We start from the raw sequence: 20,986 nt of genomic DNA on the forward strand, positions 1-20,986 counted from the left end.
CTGGTGGTCGTCAGCAGGCGGTAGCGAAGAACAGGTGCTGGCCTGCCACGGCCAGCGGTGATTCAAGCGAAGGAAGGACGAACCGCGGCACGAAGGCAGCGGCCAGGAGCTCCTCATTCCAGCCAGGCGCGTCGACGAACACCTGATCGGTCCCGGCGCGCCGGTCCTCGCTGCCCAGCGGCGGCGAGCCGGCCGCAGGAGACAGCAGGAATTGCATCGCCGTGAGGATCGCGCAGTTCTCTCGTGTGGAGTCCGTGAAGATGAGCCATCCGCCGGGGGCGAGCGCGCGGCGGATGCGGCGCAGCGTCCGACCCGTATGCGCGGCGTTGTGGAGGACATTGCCCGCGAGCACGACGTCCGCCGCGTGCGGCTCCACGCCCTGCGCCGTGAAATCGACGTTGATGTCGAGCACGGCAGTGCGCATCCCGCGATGGCGGCCGAACCGCTCCTGCGCTGCGGCCGTGAACGCGCGCGCGATGTCGGTGAACAGATAGTCGACCGGCGCGCCGTCGAGGGCCCGCAGCGCGGCTGTCGTGGTGAGCCCGGCGCCTCCGCCGAGCTCGAGCACCCGCAGCGGCCGGTGCCGCAGCTCCGCGCAGCGGCGCACGAGGTGAGCGCCGGCGGCGCCCAGGTAAGCGGTGAAGACGTTGTCCTGGTAGGCGGCGATGGTGGAGAGGTCCTGCCGCTCGCGAAACAAGAGCTGCTGAATCGAGAGCTCGTCGCGCACGAGCGCGTGCAGGCGGAGCAGCGCCGCCTGGTGAACTTCCGCCATCGCAGCCGGGAAGCCGAGCGCGGCATATGCGTCGGGCAGGTCGGCGGCCGCGCCGGCGTCCCGCAGGGCCCGTCGCCACACATACCGATCTGCCACGTTGCTGAGCACACCGTGGTCGCACAGCGCGGCGAGCCACCGCCGGACGAGCCACGCGTGTCGCGGCGCCGCGCCCAGCGCAGAGACGATCTCCTCCGCGGTGCGCGCTTCACCTCCCGGATGCACGGCGCCGCTCGCGACGAGCAGCTCCCCCAGGGCCCGCAGGCTGATCGCCTCGAGTCGCTGCATCGCCCCCGGGAGGTGCGCCAGCGCATCCCTCCCCGACGCTGGTTCCAGCAGCCGAGTGAGCCGCAACCCCGCTTCGTGCGTCTCGTCGCCTGTCGGCACGCGCACGCGGGGGGCCTCACCGCCGGCATCGTCGGCGGCGGCCTCCACGGCCGCCGCAGCCAGATCCGCGGCGGGGACGGCCTCCACATCAGCGCGCGCCGTCGCCGAGCCAAGCGCCGCGAGGATGTCGTGCCGGAGGCGGCACAGCGTGAGCTGAACCTGAGCCTCGCTGACGGCTGCGCCTGGGCTCTCAACGGCATTGGCGAACGCCGTCAGCTCGCCGCGGGTCGCGCGCAGCCAGCTCACGGTCTCGCGCTCGGCCGGCGCGTCTGTTCCGCCGAGCAGCACACCAGACCCCGTGGCGTGTGCGGTCCAGAGGACGTCGCCGTGAACCCCGGTCAACCTCAGCTCGCCGGCGTCGCTGCCCACAGCGATCTCGACCACCATCTGCGCCTCTGACGACACCTCGTTGCGCACGCGCAGGACGATGGGAACCCCCGCTAGGCTGCCTCCGAGCACGACAAGCCCGCTCCCCAGCGGCGTCGGTTCACGGATCTGCCAGGGGCGCAGGGCGCCGAGCGCGTCTCCCAGGAGGCGGAGCAGCGCCTGGATCGACGCTCTCGTGCACGTCGCCGCGACGTACCTGACCGGCGTGCGCGCGCGCAACACCTGCGCTGCGCCGAGGAACCGCCGGGATGACGGCGTGGCAGAGGCGACCGCTGCCACCCGGAATGCGGCTCGGCCAAGGCGCGCTTGCCGCAGGCACGTCGCGAGCTCATCGTGCTCGAGCGGCGCCTCCGCCAGCACAGCGCTGCCGCGCCCCAGGAGGTCGACGGCGCGCTCGGTCACCGGCACGCCGTGGCCGGTCGCCGATACCCAGCAGCTCACGCCGGCGCCGACGGATGCCTGATCCGGCCGGGTCCAGAGCGCTATCCTGGCCTGATCGGCGAACCTCCGGGCGCCCTCGCTGTCGTCGGCGAGCTGGCCGATGAGGCGAAAGCGCCCATTCAAACGCTGGAGCGCCGCCAGGTGCAGAGGACCGAACCCGGCGCCGCACAACACGAGAGGGATCCCGGCGGTCACAGGGAGCCCTCCTCGGTAGCGCCGAGCGCGTCAATCGACGTGTCCAGCAGATCGAGCGCGGTCACCGCGCCGCTCTCGCGAAGGCGACCGACCGTCGACAGGGGGTCGAGCGCCGCCGCGGCGAAGTGGCGCCCAGCGGGCACCTGGCCCTGGTCCACCGCCAGCGTGGTGAGCGCGGCCATGGTCCCTGTGAGCTCGGCGTTGCGCCGCCCGCGCACGACCAGGGTGCGCGTGACCGGGGCGCCGTCTCGCAGGCCGTCGAGCTGCGCGACGAGGAGGACGTGAGGCTCCCGTCCAGCGAGGTCGAGCAAGCTGGCCCGGCATAACGCCGCGACCGCCTCGCGGCGCCCGAGGCTGCGCGCGCGGTCGAAGGCCGTGAGGATGTGCTGGCCGGTGACGACCGTATACCAGTCTCCCCGAACGAGCCGGAGCGACGCCGCGAGCCGCTCCCCTTCGGTGTTGAGGTAAGGCAGCAAGCTCGCCAGGCCGGGGAAGAACGGGACTTCCACGTTGCGCGTCCGGGTCAGCACCCCGGAGCGACGCCCCTCTCGCCATGCCGCGAGCGGCTCGCTCACCCCGTCCGTGGCAGCCTGGAGATAATCGTCCGCGGCGACCTCGGTGAATCGGTCCAGCACGCCGAAATAGCTGCGCACGCCGTGAACCTGGCTGAACGCCCGCTGCGCCGCCCATCGCGGCAAGAGCGCGGTGAGGCCAGGCTGCAGCCCCGCCGAGAGCACGGCCACGCGCCGGCGGCTGCGGTACTCCTCGTCGTCCAGGAGCGCGTACAGCGCATCATCGCCGGCGGCGTCCACGTAGTCGGCGCCTGCTTCCGCGGCTGCCCGCGCCGCGCGGTCCGCGATGGCGTGGGATGGACCGGCGCAGTTGAGCACGATCCGACACCCACCGACGAAGCGACGCAACGACGCGTCGTCCCGAAAATCGACCGTCTGGTGCTCGATCGCTCCCGCGGACAGCTCATTCGCGAAGCGGCGGGCCGCTTCGAGGTTTCGCCCGCCGATCCGCAGCGGCCCGAGGCCGAGCGACAGGAGCCGCCGGGCCGCTTGCGCGCCGACGTCGCCATAACCTCCCAAGATGCCGATCGTCATCCTGTAGCCTCCACCAGCCGCCATCCGTGGGCGCGGCGGCGCTCGTTCCAGAACGCCGTGTACCGCCCGTTGCGCGCCAAGAGCTCTTGATGCGTCCCCGCCTCGACGATGCGGCCGCCGTCGAGCACGAGGATCTGATCCGCAGACACGATGGTCGGCAGCCGGTGCGCGATGACCAGCAGGGTCGACCGGTTCATCAATGTGCGCATCGCGCTCTGGATGTAGCGCTCGTTCTCCGGGTCGAGCGCCGCCGTCGCCTCGTCCAGCAGCACGATGGGAGCGTCCTTGAGCACGGCTCGGGCGACCGACACGCGCTGGCGCTCCCCGCCGGACAGCGACGCTCCGCCCTCGCCGACGCGGGTCTTCAGGCCCTGCGGGAGGCGCTCGATGATCTCCTCCACGCCCGCCAGACGGGCGGCCTCGCGCACCTCCGCGTCCGTGGCGTCCAGCCGGCCTACCCGGATGTTCGCCTCGAGCGTGTCATCGAACAGATAGACGTCCTGCATGACCAGCGACAGCTGCGTCATCAGGTCTTCCGTGGAGAGCTCGCGGACATCCACGCCGCCCACCCGCACCGAGCCCGCGTCGACATCGAAGAACCGCGCGATCAGCCGTGTTATCGTGGTCTTCCCGGAGCCGGAGGCCCCGATGATCGCCGTCATCGTCTTCGGCGCTATCCGGAAAGACACATCGCGGAGCACGGGAGCGCCCGGCTGATAGCCGAACAGGGCATCGGAGAACTCGATCTCCCCCGGCGCCGCGACGGGCCTGGAGCGCTCCGGCTCGGGCAGCGGCGCCTCATCGAAGATGGCGGACAGCCGCTCCAGATCGTTGCCTGCCATCCGCAAGAGCCCGCTCCGCCCCGCGGCCTCGGCCAGCGGCCCCACGAACCTGGCGGCCAGCGCCAGCAGCGCGACAAGCTCGATCGGATCGATCGACCGATCGAGGGCGCGCACCACGCCGACCGCGATCAGCGCGGCGAACGCGAGCTGCACCGACAGCCCGCCCGCGAGCAACCTGGGGAAGGTCTGGCGCAGCATCGACCCGCCCGCGGCGCGCTGCCCCTCGATCGCCTCCTCCAGCGGCGCATAACCCCCCGTGGCCCGACCGAAGGCGCGCAGCACCTGCTGGTTGCGCGCGAACTCGACGACCCGGTTGCTGGCGAGCGCCCCCGCGGCGTCGACCTGCTCCTCGGTGCGGCCGATCCACGCCGACGACCAGCGGTGCGTCAGGTAGATCAGCGGCGTGCAGGCGATGGCGGTCAGCCCCAGCTGCCAGTCAAAGAACAGCATGGCGACGGCGATCGTCGCGGGCGTCAGGATGCCGCTCACCACCGGGGTCAGGAGGTGGGCGAACACGTTGGTGACCATCATGGTGCCGCCCGTCGCGCTCCGTGAGAGACGGCCGACCTTCTCCGAGGAGAACCAGCCGATCGGCAGGCGGGCGACGTGGTTGCCGAGCCGGTTGTGCAGCGTGGTCAGGACGACCAGCGCGAGCGCGAAGCCCTTCATCGTCTGCTGGTAACGGGCGACGCACGTCACCGCGACGACCGCGGCCAGGAGGCCCAGCCAGCGCAGCGCCTCGCCCAGGTCCCCGCCGAGAAGCGCCTTGAGGACCGGGACGAGGAACGCCATCGCCACCCCCTGGACGACGGAGTAGACGATGAGCCAGCCGAAATAGACGTGCAGCGCCCTTGCGTGCTGCGGTCCCAGGATCTTGGTCAGTTGCCGGATCATGAGGCCACCCCCACCACTGCACCGGCAGCCGTCATGTCGCTCTCGGCATAAGCACGCCACATCCTGGCGTAGAGCCCGTCCGCGGCGAGCAGCGCGGGATGCGTGCCGCTTTCGTGCACGCGGCCCTCGTCGAGCACGACGATCTGGTCGACGCCGGTGATCGTCGCCAGCCGGTGGGCGATGACGATCACGGTGCGCCCGCGCGCGACCGCGGACAGCGCGTCCTGGATCTGCGCTTCTGACTCCGGATCCGCGTGCGCCGTCGCCTCGTCGAGGATCAGCACCGCGGTGTCCGCGAGCAGCGTGCGCGCGATGGACAGCCGCTGCGCCTCGCCGCCGGACAGGATGGCGTCCTCGCCGATCACGGACTGATATCCTCTGGGGAGGGCGACGAGCCGGTCGTGGATCTGCGCGGCGCGCGCGGCTTCGACGACCTCTGCGTCGCTCGCCTCGGGCCGGCCGAGGCGCAGGTTGTCGGCGACCGTTCCATGCACCAGCTGGACGTCCTGCAGGACGAAGCCGACGTTCCGGTACAGCACGTCCGGCGCGATGTTCCGGATATCCACGCCGCCGAGCAGGACGGCGCCGCCGGTCACGTCGTAAAACCGGGGCACCAGCTTGGCCAGCGTGGACTTCCCCGCGCCCGAGGTGCCGACGAGCGCGGTGACGGTGCCAGGCCTGCAAGCGAAGCTCACGTCGGAGAGCACGCTCCTCGAGCCGTCGTAGCTGAACGAGACGTGATCGAACTGCACCCCCGCCCCGCGCGGCGCCTGCGGCGTCGTCGTGATGGGCAACGACGGCTCGTCGAGCAGCGAGGCGACGCGCTCCGCCGCCGCCACGGCCTTGCGCTGGGCCGTGAGGCCCTGGTTCAGCGTGAGCACCGTCTGCGGGATGACCACGGCGACCAGGGTCTCGGCGAGCAGGTCGATGGGGCTCACCCAGCCCTCTCGAATGAACCATGAGCCGACCGTCAGGCTCACCAGCATGATCACGGGCACCGAGAGGGCCATCGAGGTCAGCGCCTCGAGCCGGAGCAGCGGCCGCACCCAGCCGGCGTATCGGTCGCTGAAATCGCTGACGGCGCGCTGGTAGCTCTGGTGAGCGCGGCCCGTCTGGCCGAACGCCTTCACGACCGCGATGCCGTGTACGAACTCGACGATCGCGGCGCTCACCCTGGCGAAGCTCGCGTCGAGCTGCATCATCTTCTCGGCGAAGCCCCGCATCATCCATGCGTAAGCGGCCATGTAGATGGGCAGGGTGGCGATCGCGAGCAGCGCCAGCCGAAAGTCCAGCCAGAACAGGTACAGAAGGCCGCCGAGCGGAAGGACGATGGCCGAGACGAGCTCGACATCGTGGTGCGCGACGAGGTGGTGCAAGTCCTCCAGGTCGTCCTGGACCGCTTTGCGGACCACCCCTGACGTCTTGTCGGAGTACCACCCCAGCGGCACCTCGCCCAGCTTGCGCACCAGCGCGCGCCGCAGGATGGCCTGAAGCCGATGGTCGGCCAGGTGAGTCACCCACAACGCCACTCCGGTGCAGGTCCATCCGACGCCGAGCCCGACCACGATGATCAGCGCGACCCCGGCCACCTTCGCGCTGTCGATCGGGCCTGACGCGACGAGGATCCGCGCGAGCTCGGCGATCCCGATGAACGGGACGAGCGTCGTCAGCGCCCCGACGCCGCCCAGGAAGATCCCGAGCCGTGTCAGCCCTGCAATCGGGCGGCGCAGCTCGCGGAGCGCCGCGTCCTTCTGCTGATTCTCTCGATTCTCTCTCATGTGTGGCGCAACGATACCGCGAGGTGCTCGGCCACGACATTCACATGCGGCGGCTCGATGACGCTGAAATGGTTGCCGGGCACGTCGATCAGCTTGAACTCGCCGAGGCAGACGCCTTCCCAGAACGGCGCCGTCAGGTGCCCGACGCCCGCGGTGATGCCGAAGGATTGCTCCTCGTCGCACCGCAAGAACGTCATATCGCCGACGTAAGGCTCGGGATCGAACCGCGCGGCGCGCATGCTGTGCCTGCAGGTCCGGAAGAGCGCCGGGATGAGCTCGGGTCCGACGGGCACCCCGGCCTGAGCGGCCGCCGCCTTCGCGTAGCTGGCCATGCGCTCGTCTTGACTGCGCGCCGATTGCCTGCGCACCGCGGCGGCGACCGATTCCAGCCCGGGGTCGCCGCCGAGCCTGGCCATTGCACCGGCTGGAATCTTGCGATTGTACTCGACCATCAGCTTCTCGATGGCCCGGTACACGTCGGCGCTGTCGACGTCTTCGCCGAAGACGGCCTTCACCGGATCCAGGTTCAAGTTCGGTGCAAAGATCGCCTCGAACGCGAGCTCTTCGTCCGTCTCGATGAACATCGGAATGCTGTCGACAAGCGCCAGGTCCACCGACATGCCGCGCTCGAGCAGCCGCCGGGCCACCTCGGTGGCGAGCAGCCCGCCGAGGCAGTAGCCGATGAGCTGAAACCGCGTGAAGCCTTCATCGATGAGCCGCTGCGCGTAATCGTCGGACACGCGCGCGACGAGCTCCTTCGGAGGGATCGCGAGGTAGAGCTCGGGATCGGCGACAGCGAAGCCCAGGACAGGCCCCAGATTCTGAGCGGCGAGCGCCCGCCCCAGATGCTGGAAGTAATCCATGGTGCCCAGCGCCGCGTGGAACATCACGCGCGCCGGCCCGTCCCCGCCGCCGAACGAGAGGATCAACGAGTTGCTGCCCTCCCGGCGCTGCGCGACCTGCGCGGTCTTGCCGCCGCTGGAGGACACCTCCGCGCCTGCCCCGGCGCCGCTCGGCGCGTGCGCTGCGCCGTCTTGCCTGCGCAGCGCGCGCGCGAGCGCGTCGACCGTCGGCTCATTGAGCATCTGCCGCAGGAGCGTGTCGTAGGCGAACGGCGCCGCTTCCGGCACCTCCTCGCGCAGTCGACCTGCCACCCTGGCGAGGATCAGCGAGTCGGCGCCACGATCGTAGAAGTTCTCGTCCTTGCCGATCCGCGCGATGCCGAGCGCGCTCGCCCAGAGCGCACACAGCCGGCCCTCCAGCTCGTCCAGCGTCGCATCGGCCTCCTTCCCGGCGCTGTCGATGAACGCCGCGGGCCGCAGGGCAGCGAGCGCCTTGCGGTTGACCTTGCCGTTCGCCGTGAGCGGCAATCGGTCGACGACCTGCAGATGAGCAGGCACCATGTGCGCTGGCAGCCGCTGCCCGAGGAAGCTCGTGAGCTCGTCGGTCCTGACCCGGGCCCGGTCGGTCTTGAAGCGCGCAGCGAACATGTGCATGCCATACGCCGCCATCGGATGGTCGTCGTCCGGCAGGCAAAGCACCAGCTCACCGCCGCTCTTCGCTATCAGGCCTTGCCACTGCTGGGTGGACAGGAACTTGGTGCCGCCGCGCTCCCGGTCTGCGCCCGCAGGGTCCATCATGAAGCCCTGGGTGAGCAGGACGTGCGGGTGATCGGCGGTAGGCTCGGTGAACACGAGCCATCCCGATGGCCCGAGCAGCTCCACCGCGGCCGCCACCGCAGCTTCGACGTTGCGGGTGCTGTTCAGCATTCCGGCGCACACCACGACGTCCGCGGAGTTCGGCAGCAAGCCCTGGGCGCGGTAATCCTCGTTCAGGTCGAGCTGCCCGAATCGGACCCAGGGGCGCTCCCGGAACCGCTCGCGCGCGTCGGCCAGGAAGAAGGCTGTCAGGTCCGTGAACAGGTAATCGACGTCATGGCCGTCGAGCATCGGGAGGACCACGCCGCTGGTGGCGCCGGTGCCGGCGCCGATCTCGAGCACCCGGAGGGGGGCGCCGTCCGTATGCGCGGCGGCGATCCGGTACAGGAGCGCCGCGACCGCGTGGTTGTTGTAACGCGCGATCGCGTCGTCGCGGTACACCGAGAGCGCCACGTCGTGCTTCCCTTGCGGAAACAGCAGCTCGAACGGGTTCTGCTGGTTCTCGAGCAAGGCGTGCAGCCGCTCCACGTGCGCTCTGTGGTACTGAACGAACTCGGGCGTACACAGCCCGGACGACGACGCCAGCTCCTCGAACCGCTGCCAGGCGTCGTGGACGACCGTCGCGTCGGCGGCCCTGCGCTGCGCGTAACGGCGGCTCTCCTCGTCGTACGTGAGCCATCCCGCCTCGGTCAGGAGCCCCAGCCAGCGGCGAACGAGCCAGTGATGGCGGTCGTGAACGCGCGCCTCGCGCAGGATCTCCTCGGCCGAGTGGGTGTCGCGCGGACCGGCGAAGAGCCCGCGCTCGGAGAGCGCGTTCATCATGGACGCGAACGAGGCGTCGTGCAGCGCTCGGGTCGCCTCGGTCACCTGGGCCGCGGTCACGCCGCTGACCTCCTTGTCGGCGAACTGCCGCGCCGCAGACACGAGACGAGCCTGCGACGCCGCGAGATCCTCGTCCGCAGGCGCGCTGCGCCGCGCGAGCTCGACGAAGCCGAGCAGCGAGCGATCCGTGGGGTCCTTGCCGGCCACCACGGCCGCCGCGGCGCCGACCGCCGGATGCGCGAGCAGCGCGGCCTCGATCTCGCCCAGCTCGATCCGGTGCCCGCGAATCTTGACCTGGCTGTCCTCGCGGCCGAGGAACTCGATGGATCCGCCAGGGAGATAGCGCCCGAGATCTCCGGTCCTGTAGAGGCGCTGTCCATCGACGGGATGGTTGAAGAAGCGCGCGGCCGTGAGCTCCGGATCGCCCAGGTACCCCGCTGCAAGGCCGTGCCCGGTGATGTACAGCTCTCCAGGGACCCACACCGGCGCGTCGCGGAGCGACTCGTCGAGGACGCGGAAGCCCTGGTTGGCGAGCGGCACCCCGTAGGGGATGCTCGTCCACGCCGGATCGACCTGCTCGATGCGATGGTAATTCGACCAGATAGCCGCCTCGGTCGCGCCGCCGAGGCCGATGAGCGTCAGGTCAGGAATGAACCGGCGCATCTGGTCGGGCAGCGTGACGGGGATCCAGTCGCCAGACAGCAGCGCCATGCGCAACGAGCGAATCGCGACCGGCTCTGTCTGCAGGTAGCTCGCCAGCATCTGAAGCTGCGCAGGCACGGAGTTCCACAGGGTCACCTCATGCTTCACGAGGAGGTCCGCCCAGTGGGAGGGATCGGCGCCGCGGTCGGGATCCGGGAGCACGAGCGTCCCGCCGAGGGCGAGGGTTCCGAAGATGTCGTACACGGACAGGTCAAAGCCAAGCTGCGCGAGGCCCAGCACCCGGTCCGATCCGGTCACCCCGAAGCGACGGTTGATGTCGTCGATCGTGTTCAGCGCCGCTCGGTGGGTGATCATGACCCCCTTCGGGTCACCCGTGGAGCCGGACGTGTAGATCACGTACGCCAGCGCGTCGGGGTCGCCCGCCGGAGCTTCGGGGAAGGTCTGCGCAGGCGCCTGCGTGTCCACATCGATCACGCGCAGGCCCTCCGGCAGCTTCGCCGCCGCCGAGATCCACGACTGGGTCAGGACCTGTCGCACCGCCGCGTTCGACAGCACCTTCTCGATGCGCAGCCGTGGCTGCGTGGCGTCGAGCGGCAGGTAGGTCCCGCCGGCGAGCAGCACGCCCAGCACCGCGACGATCTGCTCGATCCCCTTGTTCATGACGACGGCGACTCGCTCGCCCGCGGTACAGCCGCCGTCTCGCAGCGCCTGCGCGACCGACGCCGCCCTCATCGCGAGGTCGCGGTACGTCAAGCTCCCCGCGTGGCCGATCACCGCCACCGCTCCGGGGTCGCGGGCGGCCTGCTCCAGGAACCCTCGGTGCAAGAGGGAGTCCGGCAGCGGACAGCGGGTCTGATTGACCCGCTCGCGCTCCTGCGCCTGCCAACCGGGCAACGCGACCGGCTCGACGGCCTCCCACGCCTCGGAGCGCTCTGCGAGATCCTCCAGCAGCCGCTGCAGCGCGCGGAACATGTCGTCGACGAGGCCGTCCGGGAAGATGCCCTGACGCACGTCCCAGTTGACCTCGAGCCCGTCGGCGTCATCCATGACCTGGCAATCGAGGTAGACCTGCGGGGTCTGCGTGACGCCATTGCCGAAGCGCCGGCCGCTGCTGGGTCGTCGCCGCGCGCCGAGGCCGATGGCGCTGGTGAAGACGACCGGCATCAGCGCGGCCTCCCGCCCGCGCCGGCGGGTCATCTCGCGCAGCACCTCGACCCCCGTGAACAGCCGGTGGTCGAGATCGGCGAACATCTGATCGCCGAGCCGCGCAGCCCACTCCTTGAAGCTGCGCCCGGACGCCGCCTGCACGTCCATGAGGCTGACCGACGTGAAGTCTCCGACGATCCGGTCGACGTGCGGGTGCAGCGGCAGACGGTTGAGCAGCGTGAGGTTGAGGCTGAACCGTTGACGGCGGCTCCAGCGCTGCAGCACGGCCGCATAGGCGCCCAGCACCGCGATCGAGGCCGTGAGCCCTCGCTCGCCGGCGCGCTGCCGGAGGCGCTCCCAGCGCTCGGCGGACAGGCGGCTGTGGTAGCGGCGGAAGCGCACGGGCCCAGCTTCCGCGGCCGATGGAAGCGTCGGAAGCTCGGGCGCGCCGGGCAGATCGTTGACGCGCGAGAGCCAGTACTGGCGGTCACGCTGATAACGCCCGGTCTCGCGCAGCCGCCGCTCCGCGAAGATGTAATCGCGAAAGCGGAGGTCCAGCGGCCGCAGCTCGTCGCTGCGACCGGCGAGGATGAGATCGAGCTCCTCGAAGAAGATCCCGGCGCTCGCCCAGTCGGCGATGAGCGAGTCGAGCGAGAAGTGCACGACGTCGCCGCCGCGGGTACGGGTATGCCGCAGCTCGAACAGCGGCCATACGGTGGTCTCGTACATCCGGTGGTCCATCTCGGCGCGGACGCCGCTCAACGCGCGCTCCACCTCGGCGGCGGACGCGCCGCGGAGGTCCGTCGACTGGATGTGGTACCGAGGTACCGCGGGCAGGACGCGCTGGTAGCCGTCCTGCTCGATCACGGCGCGCAGCATCTCATGCCGCTCGATCAGCAGGTTCCAGGCGTCGGCGAGGCGCGCGGGGTCGAGCTCTGGATACGTCACCTCCAGGTACCCGTGGCAGGCGACGCCGCCGTAACCGAAGGAGGTCTGGCGCCCCAGCAGGTAGGCCGTCTGCACGTCGGTGAGCGGGAACGGCTCATGGCGCGCCTGATCGTCCGCGGCGACGACCACCCCCTGGTTTGCTGCAAGAAAATCGATGATCTGCGCCTTGTGTGTGCGCAGCACCGTCATCTTGTCTTCCGTGAGCAACCCTTTGGGCGCACGGAACCGGAGCTGCCCCGATTCCGTCCACAGATCGACACCCAGCGTCTTCAGCTCTTCGATGATCCCGGCAACGGGCATGGACGTAAGCTCCTGTAGCTTGTTGACGACAAGCGTCACATCAGATGATGAACTCACCGGCGAAGCGCTCTCCCACGCGCGCGGCTCCGGCGTCCGCTTCGGCGGCGCGCCGTCACCCGCTCTCGCGGGCGGCGCGCCACCGCGGCGGACGCCGCTAGAGCGCGCCCTCCTCGATGTCCTGGCGGGCCTCGTGCTCGGCGGCGAGCGCCGCTGCGACCTCGCGCAGCGTCGGTCCGTTGAACAGGCGCCTCAGAGGCAACATGATGCCATGGCGCTGATTCACGGCCTCGATGAAGCGCGTCGCGAGGAGGCTGTCGCCGCCCAGCTGGAAGAAGCTCTGATGGCGGCCGACGTTGGCCACGGCCAGGAGCTCGCTCCAGAGCGCCGCGACGGCATGCTCCCATTCACCCTGCGGGGGCTCGACCTCCCGGGCGTCGTTATCGACTTCCGCCGAGATCAGCCTGACGATCTCGGCATGGTTGACCTTGCCGTTCGCGCTGAGCGGCAGCTGGGCCAGCACCACGATCCTCTCTGGCACCATGTGAATCGGCAGGCTCATGGTGACATGGTCGCGCAGCTGCTCCGCGCTGAGCGCCGCCGCAGCGTCCGAGCGGCGGCCATTCAGGCCATCGACCATCGCGCCTCCCGCTTCCTCCGCAGCAGCAGGGACCACCGCGGCGGCGAGGCGCCCGGAGGCCGCCACGGCCACCGCGTTCCGCACGCCGGGGTGCGACCGTAGAGCGGCTTCCACCTCGCCAAGCTCGATGCGATGTCCGCGGATCTTGACCTGATTGTCGGTGCGGCCGAGGAACTCCAGCGCGCCGTCGGGCCAGTAACGCCCGACGTCGCCGGTGCGATACCACCGCGCGCCATCTCCGACGAACTTGCGAGCCGTCAGATCCGGCGCGGCGCAGTAACCGCGCGCCACCCCGAGACCGCCGATCCACAGCTCGCCCGGCACCCAGTCCGGACAGTCGCGGCCATGCGCGTCCACCACGCGGAAGAGCTGGTTGCGCAGGGGATAGCCGTAGGGGATCGAACGCCACGACGGCTGGACCCCATCCACCTCGAAGAAGTTGGACCAGATGGAGGCCTCGGTGGCGCCGCCGAGCGCGATGAACCGACACCCGGGCCGCTGCGCGGCGAGCCGCCCGGGCAGATCCGTCCTGATCCAGTCACCCGAGACGAGCGCCAGGCGGATGGCGCCCGGCGGCTCCGCTGCGCTGCTGACGATGAGCAGCATGTCGAGCAAGGTCGGAACGCTGTTCCAGATCGTCACCTCATGCCGACACACCAGCTCGTGCCAGCGCCTCGCATCGCGCCGCGATTCCTCCTCGATCAAGACCAGCGAACCGCCGGCGGACAGCAGACCGAAGATATCGTAGACGGACAGATCGAAATCCAGCGCAGACACGGCCAGGACGCGGTCTTCTGCGCCGATGCCGAAGCGTTGATTGATGTCCAGCACCGTGTTCAGCGCGGCGCGATGGGTGATTTCAACGCCCTTCGGCTCGCCGGTCGATCCGGAGGTGAAGATGATGTACGCCAGCTGCTCTGCGTCGATCGCCGCCGGACTCGGCGCGGGCGCGGACGCCATCGCCTGTCCGAACACGCACGGACGCACGCCCTCCGGCCAGCACCTCGGCTCCGGGCCGGTGACGGCGACGCGAACCCCTGCCTGGCCCAGCATCCGGTCGCGGCGCGCGTCGGGTTGATCCACCCCGACCGGCAGGTAGGCGGCTCCGGCCGCCAGCACGCCCAGCACCGCGGCGATCTGATCGGGCCCCTTGGGCAGGTTCACGGCGACGACATCGCCTGTCGCCACGCCTTGCTCGGCCAGCGCGGCCGAGAGGCGCAGCGCGCGCGACGCGAGCTCGCCGTAGCTCATCACGTCGGCTTCGCCCCAGCGCAATGCGATCCGCTGCGGCTGCTCGCGCGCCAGGTCGAAGAACGCGCGGTGCAGGCTCCGCCGCGGGCTCTCTCCGGCGGTCGCGTTGACGAGCGCGCGCACGCGCCGCTGCGGCTCGGGCAGGAGATCGGGCACGGGCAGGTGCCATTCAGAGCTGCTCAGCCAGCTCAGCTCGCGCAGGTACGCGTCGAACATCGTGGCGATCAGGCCTGCCGGGAACAGGTCCTCGACAACGTCCCAGTTCAGGGCGATGCCGCCCTCGGCCTCTATCACCTGATGGTCAAGCCACACCTGCGGGGTCTGCGTCAGGCCCCACACCTGCTTCCTGAAGGGGCCGCTGGCCGGCGCAGCGGTGCCTCCGGGGACGCCGAGGGCGCTCGTGAACACCACGGGCATGGTCAGGCTCGACGCGCCGCTCGACCTGGCCAGCTCGCGAACGAGCGAGATGCTCGAGACGTCGCGATGGTCGAGCGCGTCGCCCAGCTCCTGCTGGACGCGCCGGGCTCGCGTCACCCAGCTCTCGCCGGCAGCGGGCCGGTATCCGATCAACGTGAGCGACGTGAAATCGCCCATGACCGTGTGGATGTCGGGGTGCACCTCGCGGCGATCGAAGAGCGTCAGGTTGAGCGTGAGATCCGGACGGCTGCACCAGCGGCTGAGCACCTCGGCGAACGCCGTGAGCAGGACCGTGGACGGCGTGATGCCGTGCTCACCTGCGCGCTCGACGATGCGGCGCCATCGGGTCGCGTCGACGCTGCCCTCGTGGCGCGTGAAGCGCGGGCGCCCCACCTCGGCCGGGTCTCTGGCGAGCGGCAGCTGCGGCGCCGGCGGCAGCTCTGGCAGCTTCTTCGTCCAGTACGCCCGCGCGGCGGCGAGCGCCTCCGATCCCGGCGTGCACGTCAGCACGTAGTCGCGGAAGGACAGCCCGATCGGCGGCAAAGCAGCGTCGGGAGCCTCGTAGAGCGCTGTGAGCTCCGAGTAGAAGGTGAGGATGCTGAGCGCATCGAGGATGAGGTTGTCGAGGCTGATGCCGAGTCGCGTCCGGTCGCCCGACCGCACCGCCCGCATGCCGAACAGCGGCCAGCGGGTCGGGTCGAAGACGCTGTGCGAGCAGTCGCGCCGCAGCTCCTCGTACGCCTGAGCCGGGTCTTCGCCGCCGTCGACGACCTCTATCGTGAACCGCGGCACGTCCGCGAGGATGCGTTGCTGGCCCTGCTCATCGAAGACAGCGCGCAGCATCTCGTGCCGCCGCACCAGGACGTTGATGGCCGCCTCCAGCCGCGACACGTCGAGATCGACAACGTCGTACTCACGGTAGAACTGGCAAGCGACGCCCCCGAGCGTGAAGCTCTCGTCGCGACCCAGCCAGTAGGCCCGCTGCACCTCGGTCGGCGGGAAGGGCTGGTGGCGGTTCTCCGGATCGGCGACCAGGGCCGGCAGCGCCGGAGCACCCGCGCCGAGCGACAGCGTGGCAGCGAACTCGGCCAGCGTCGGATGGGCGAACAGATCGGCCAGCTTGACGCCATCGAGGCCTACCTCGCGCAGCCGGCGCACCAGGCGTGTCGCCAGGAGGGAATCGCCGCCCGCGGAGAAGAAGTTGTCCTCGCGGCCCACCTCCCGCACCTTGAGCAGCTCGGCCCAGACCCCGGCGACCCGGCGTTCCACCTCGCCGACAGGTGCCGTCACGGTCGCCTTGGCCTGAAGGGCCATGGTGTTCACCGCTCGCTGCAAGGCTTTGCGATCGATCTTGCCATTGGGCGTGAGCGGCAAGCTCCTGCAGCGCCACAGGTGATCCGGCACCATCACGGCAGGCAGGCGGTTCACCAGGAACTCACGCATCGCTGCGAGCTCCGGCGGCGGCTGGCGCAGATCGATGATCTCGCCTGCCTCAGGCACAGCGATCCTCGGATCGTCCGAGGTGATGGCCACGTAGAGCCCACGTTCACCCAGCACCGCGACGGCCTGGCTGACGCCGGAAACACCTCCGACCGCGGCCTCGATCTCGCCGAGCTCGATGCGGTGCCCGCGCAGCTTCACCTGGAAGTCGGCGCGCCCGAGGAACTCCACGCTGCCATCGGCCCAGTAACGCGCGCGGTCGCCGGTGCGGTACCAGCGCGTCCCGTCCGCCTGGAGAAACTTGTTCGCCGTTTTCTCCCGGTCGCCACGATAGCCGCGGGCCACACCGGCGCCGCCGATCCACAGCTCGCCCGGAACGAAGTCCGGACAGTCGCGCCCCAGAGGGTCGACGACGCGCAGCTGCACGTTGCCAAGGGGCTTGCCATACGGCACCGACTTCCAGTGCGGAGGCACCTCGGTGACCTCGCAGATCGTGGAGTGGATCGCGGTCTCGGTGGTGCCGCCCAGCGCGATGAAGCGGCAATGCGGAGCGCACTGCGCAAGGCGGCCCGGCAGATCGAGGGTCACCCAGTCGCCGCCCAGGAGCACCGCGCGGAGCGCCAGCGGACCGGGACGGTCGCCGGCGGCCGCGAGCGTGATATCGAGCAGGGCGGGCACGCAGTTGAGGACGGTCACGCGATGGCTGCGCAGCAGCTCGACCCAGACCGCTGCGTCGCGGCGCGCCCACTCCTCGACGCAGACCACGGCGCCGCCGGCCGACAGCGGCGCGAAGATGTCGTACACCGACAGATCGAACTCGAGCGCGGAGAGCGCGAGCGTCCGGTCGGTCGGGCCCAGCGAAAGGCGCTGGTTCAGATCATCGATGGTGTTCATCGCTGCGGCGTGGGTGATCTCCACGCCTTTCGGCTCGCCGGTCGAACCCGAGGTGAACAGGATGTAGGCGAGATCCGAGTCCTCGCCGGCCAGCGGCTCTGCCAGCGACGCCTGCCCCTCCGGGACGTTATCGAGCACGAGGGCGGCGCCAGCAGCGTCGAGGATGCGCTGACGGCGCAGCGCGGGTTGATCCACGCTGATCGGCAGGTACGTCGCGCCGGCGGCCAGCACGCCCAGCACAGCGACGATCTGGCTCGGCCCCTTGGGCAGCTGGATCGCCACCACGTCGCCCGCGCTCACGCCGTGCTCCCGCAGGTAGCCCGCCACGCGCAGCGCGCGCTGCCGGAGCTCACCGTACGAGATCCTGCCGCCTTCGCCCCACAAGAGGGCAGGCGCCTCGGGCTGTCGCTTCGCGAGCTCGAAGAAGCCGTCGTGCAGGCGCTTGCCCGAGACGGCCGTCCTGGTGGCGTTCGCGGCGACACGCACCTTCAGCTGCTCTCCCGGGAGGAGCGCGGGCACAGGCTGCCGCCAGGCTTCCTCATACGCCAGCAGGCGCTCCAGCAGGCGGCCGTGCGCGTCGAACATCGCGTCCAGCACGCCCGGCGCAAACGCATCTTCACGCGCATCCAGGTTGACCAGCAGGCCGCCGTCGAGCTCGGTGACCTGCGCGTCCAGCCACACCTGCGGCCCCTGGGAGATGATCCAGGACGCCCTGCCGAAGAGCTGCTTCACCACCTCCGGAAAGAGCTCGCCCAGGCCGAGCGCGCTCGTGTACACGACAGGCGCCAGCACCTGCTCGCCTCGCTGCCGGGAAAGGTCGCGCAGCACCTCGACGCCCGAATACCCCACGTGCTCGGCGTCTGCGTGGAACTGGGCCTGCAGGCGCTGCGCGCGCTCAGCGAAGGTGCCGGGCGCTGCGCCGTCCCAGGCCAGGAGCACCGAAGAGGTGAAGTCGCCCACCAGCATCCCGACGTCCGGGTGCAAGGGCTCCCGGTCGAACATCGGCAGGTTCATCAAGAACCGCGGCTCCGCGCTCCAGGCGGTCAGCGTCTCCGCGAACACAGCCGCCATCGCCATGGCCGGCGTGAGGCCGTGGCGCGCCGCCAGAGACGCGAAGGCGCGCACCTGCTCCGGAGCGAGCCAGCGATGGCGCCGCACCACCGTCGTGGCGCCCACGTTCACGTGGTAGGGCGCGGCGGGCAGCTCCGGCGCGGCGGGAAGGTCGCTCAGGCGAGCTTGCCAGTACGCTCGGTCGGCCGTCTGCGACCGCTGGCCCTTGACGCTCGCGCGGCTGGCCTCGCGTTCCGCCAGGTAGCGCGGATAGCTGTACTTGATCGGAGGCAGCGGCTGCGATCCGGCGTAGAGGTGCGCCAGGTCGGCCAGCAGCACCCGCAGGCTGAGCGCGTCGGCGGCCACCATGTCCAGGTTCACATGCAGGCGTGTGCCGCCCGCGCGGATCGCGTCCGGCAGGAGCGAGATCTGGATGTCGAACACCTCGCCTGCGGCCAGATCCAGCGTCCGATGCGACAGCGTCCGGCGCAGCTCGGCCAGCGCCTCTTGCGCCGCCTCGGCCGACAGGGCGCGCAGATCGTGGACTTTCAGCCCACGCCCGCGGCTGTCGGGAAGGATCTGCTGCCGGCCATCGCTCAGGATCTGCACGCGCAGCATGCCGTGCCGCCCAAGGAGCTCCCGTACGGCAGCTTCCAGCCGCGCGGGGTCGATCTGCTCGCCATCGAACTCGTTGTAGAAATGCGCAGCGACGCCGCCCAGCTGCTGGCCTTGCTCGCGTCCGACCCAGTACGCGTGCTGCATCAGCGCGAGATCGAAGGGCGCCGCCTCGTCGATGGTGGTCGCGGCGGGCGAACGCTCGTCGCGTTCGCCCTTGGTACAGCTTCGCTCTCCTATCAGCGCCTTCCAGGCAGAGACCCGCGGGTTCGCCGCGAGCTCGGCGAAGTCGACCTCGATGCCTTGCCGCCGCCACCTGCCGGCGAGGCGCATCATCGCGATCGAGTCCATCCCGAGCTCGATCAGGTTGCTGTCTTCACAGACCGTCTCGGCCATCACGCCGAGCACGCTCGCGACCGTATCCCTCAGATCCGAAGAGGCGACTTCGTCGTGCATTCGCTGTGTCTGTTCGTGCATTGGCTGACTCGTGAGAAGGAAAGCTCAAGTTCGGAACACCATGTCCCCTGCGTCACACCGGTTCGCTGGCGAACTCCGACCGCACCAGGTGGCGCGCCACGCTCTGGAGCTTCTCGCAGGTCTCCTCCAGCTCTCGCTCGGGCGTCGACTCCGCGACGATCCCGGCGCCCGCGCGCAGCCAGACGCTGCTCCCCCGCTGGAAGATCGTCCGAAGCACCAGCGCCGCATCCATCGCTCCGTCGTGATCCAGCGTCAGGACCGCGCCTGAGTAGAGGCCCCGGCTCTCCGCTTCGTGCCTCCGGATCCAGTCGACCGCCTCCCTCTTGGGGATCCCCGACGCGGTGATGGCAGGGAACAGCACCTGGAACGCCGTCCAGGCCGTGTTGCCCGCCTCGAGCATGCCCGAGAGCCGTGAGGCGAGGTGCTGAACGGTGCCGCGGCGGGATATCGCCATGAACTCGTTCACGGTCACGCTCCCCTGCTTGCAGACGCGGCTGAGCTCCTCGAACGCCAGCTTCACCGACATCGCGTGCTCGGCCAGCTCCTTCGAATTGCTGAGCAGCTCGGCCCGCAAGCGCGCGTTTTCAATGTCGTCCGAGACGAGCGCCCGGGTCCCGGCGAGCGGCTGCGTCATCACCTGCCCTTCGGCGGTCACCTCGAGCACGGTCTCCGGGCTGAATCCGGCGAACTTCAGGTCGCGGCAGTTGACCACGAACGATCGGGCCGGGGTGTTCTGTCGCCGCCCGGCGACGTACGTCGCGATGAGATCGACGGGCGCGGCGACCGGGACGACGCGCGACGCGATGACCTTGTGGAGCTTGCGCGCCGCGATCTCGTTCGTCGCCGCGGCCACCAGCTCCTTGTACTTCGCTGCGCCCGTCGTCTCGAGCAGCCTCGCGGGGAGCACCTCTGGCGACGGGACGGGGGGGAGACCAGCGACGTCGGTCATCCCGCGCAGATGGCGGCGGTTCGAGGAGGCGAGGACCTCCACCATCCGCTCGAGCTCGTCCGAGGTCAGCGCTCGAACCAGCGCCGTGCCGCGCTGGAGGCGGATCTCGACCTCTGGAATGGTCAGGTGAAGCAGGGGCTCTGTGCCGAGGTTCGCCTCGATGCCGTGCAGCAGGTACGCGAACTCGAACGAAGCCGTGCCGTACGCGCGCCAGCCACGGAGCGGGATCGACGCGAGCGCCGCCTCCACCGCGGCGAGGCAGTCCCTGCCGGGACAGCTCTGCTTCCCTGTCGCATCGATGCGGTGCACGCCGTGTACGTCTGCAGTGAGCTCGAAGGCCGCGCCGAGGGCGACGCTCCATTCGCCGTCGCGCTCATACACGAAGTACGTCGCGTGCGAGCCCGACCTGGCGAGCGCCGCCGCGAGGTCGATGGGGTCTGCGCCGATCGAGACGCGGCGCTCGAAGTAGTGCCGTTGATGAGACATGTTCATGCTCGCCCCGCACGTGAGTGATGCAATCCCGGGCTGCCTGCGCCTCGATTTCTTCGAAGGGAGCCAAAGATGGCACGTCCACTCTGTCGCTCCGCATCGCTCCTGTTATTTTTACACAAAAGTTGCTTTTGCAACATATGTCACCTCTGGTACGAGAGGCCGCAACTGAGACGTCAGTCGCAGGAGGAGCACGTGAGCTGTTCAGCCCACGTCCCGCTCGCTGCGCGCAGTGTTCCAGGCGCGAGCCACGGTCGCGCCCCCGATTCGTGCTCGGGTGGCGAGCCCTCGAATCGGGAACAGGCGTCACGGTAAACACGTCGACCGAGCGGCAGATGGTCGAAGCGTTCCTCTTCGCGCGCCTTCCAGCATCGCCCCGCAGGTCCTGCGAGGATTCGCAGGCCCATGCGGTCGCACCCCATCCAGACGAG

Annotated in this window: 7 protein-coding genes; all 7 read right to left on the reverse strand. The window is 70.0% G+C overall.

Features of this window, described 5'->3' with window-relative positions:
• Positions 1-10 precede the first annotated feature (10 nt).
• The 7 genes from WME79_RS40955 to WME79_RS40985 all read right to left on the reverse strand — a co-directional run bounded on the left by WME79_RS40955 (position 11) and on the right by WME79_RS40985 (position 20,552).
• Positions 11-2,179 carry a methyltransferase gene (locus tag WME79_RS40955; protein ID WP_437526316.1) on the reverse strand — a complete coding sequence of 723 codons (2,169 nt, stop codon included), beginning with the start codon at positions 2,177-2,179 and terminating at the stop codon, positions 11-13.
• Entirely contained in the window at positions 2,176-3,285 is a 1,110-nt protein-coding gene (locus WME79_RS40960) for a saccharopine dehydrogenase NADP-binding domain-containing protein (RefSeq protein WP_437526319.1), read from the reverse strand. The genes WME79_RS40955 and WME79_RS40960 overlap by 4 nt, the downstream gene beginning before the upstream one ends.
• Positions 3,282-5,021: an ABC transporter ATP-binding protein gene (locus WME79_RS40965; RefSeq protein ID WP_437526322.1), complete on the reverse strand. Its 1,740-nt coding sequence runs from the start codon at positions 5,019-5,021 to the stop codon at positions 3,282-3,284. The genes WME79_RS40960 and WME79_RS40965 overlap by 4 nt, the downstream gene beginning before the upstream one ends.
• Positions 5,018-6,799 carry an ABC transporter ATP-binding protein gene (locus WME79_RS40970; protein WP_437526325.1) on the reverse strand — a complete coding sequence of 594 codons (1,782 nt, stop codon included), beginning with the start codon at positions 6,797-6,799 and terminating at the stop codon, positions 5,018-5,020. The genes WME79_RS40965 and WME79_RS40970 overlap by 4 nt, the downstream gene beginning before the upstream one ends.
• Entirely contained in the window at positions 6,796-12,336 is a 5,541-nt protein-coding gene (locus tag WME79_RS40975; RefSeq protein WP_437526328.1) for an amino acid adenylation domain-containing protein, read from the reverse strand. The genes WME79_RS40970 and WME79_RS40975 overlap by 4 nt, the downstream gene beginning before the upstream one ends.
• Positions 12,337-12,490: 154 nt before the next feature.
• The gene (locus WME79_RS40980; RefSeq protein WP_437526331.1) at positions 12,491-19,096 is read right to left on the reverse strand and encodes an amino acid adenylation domain-containing protein; all 6,606 of its coding nucleotides are present in this window, start codon (positions 19,094-19,096) and stop codon (positions 12,491-12,493) included.
• Positions 19,097-19,169: 73 nt separating this feature from the next.
• The gene (locus WME79_RS40985; RefSeq protein WP_437526334.1) at positions 19,170-20,552 is read right to left on the reverse strand and encodes a salicylate synthase; all 1,383 of its coding nucleotides are present in this window, start codon (positions 20,550-20,552) and stop codon (positions 19,170-19,172) included.
• Positions 20,553-20,986 lie beyond the last annotated feature (434 nt).

The sequence above is a fragment of the Sorangium sp. So ce726 genome (assembly GCF_051521405.1).
In the GTDB taxonomy this organism is placed as follows: domain Bacteria; phylum Myxococcota_A; class Polyangia; order Polyangiales; family Polyangiaceae; genus Sorangium.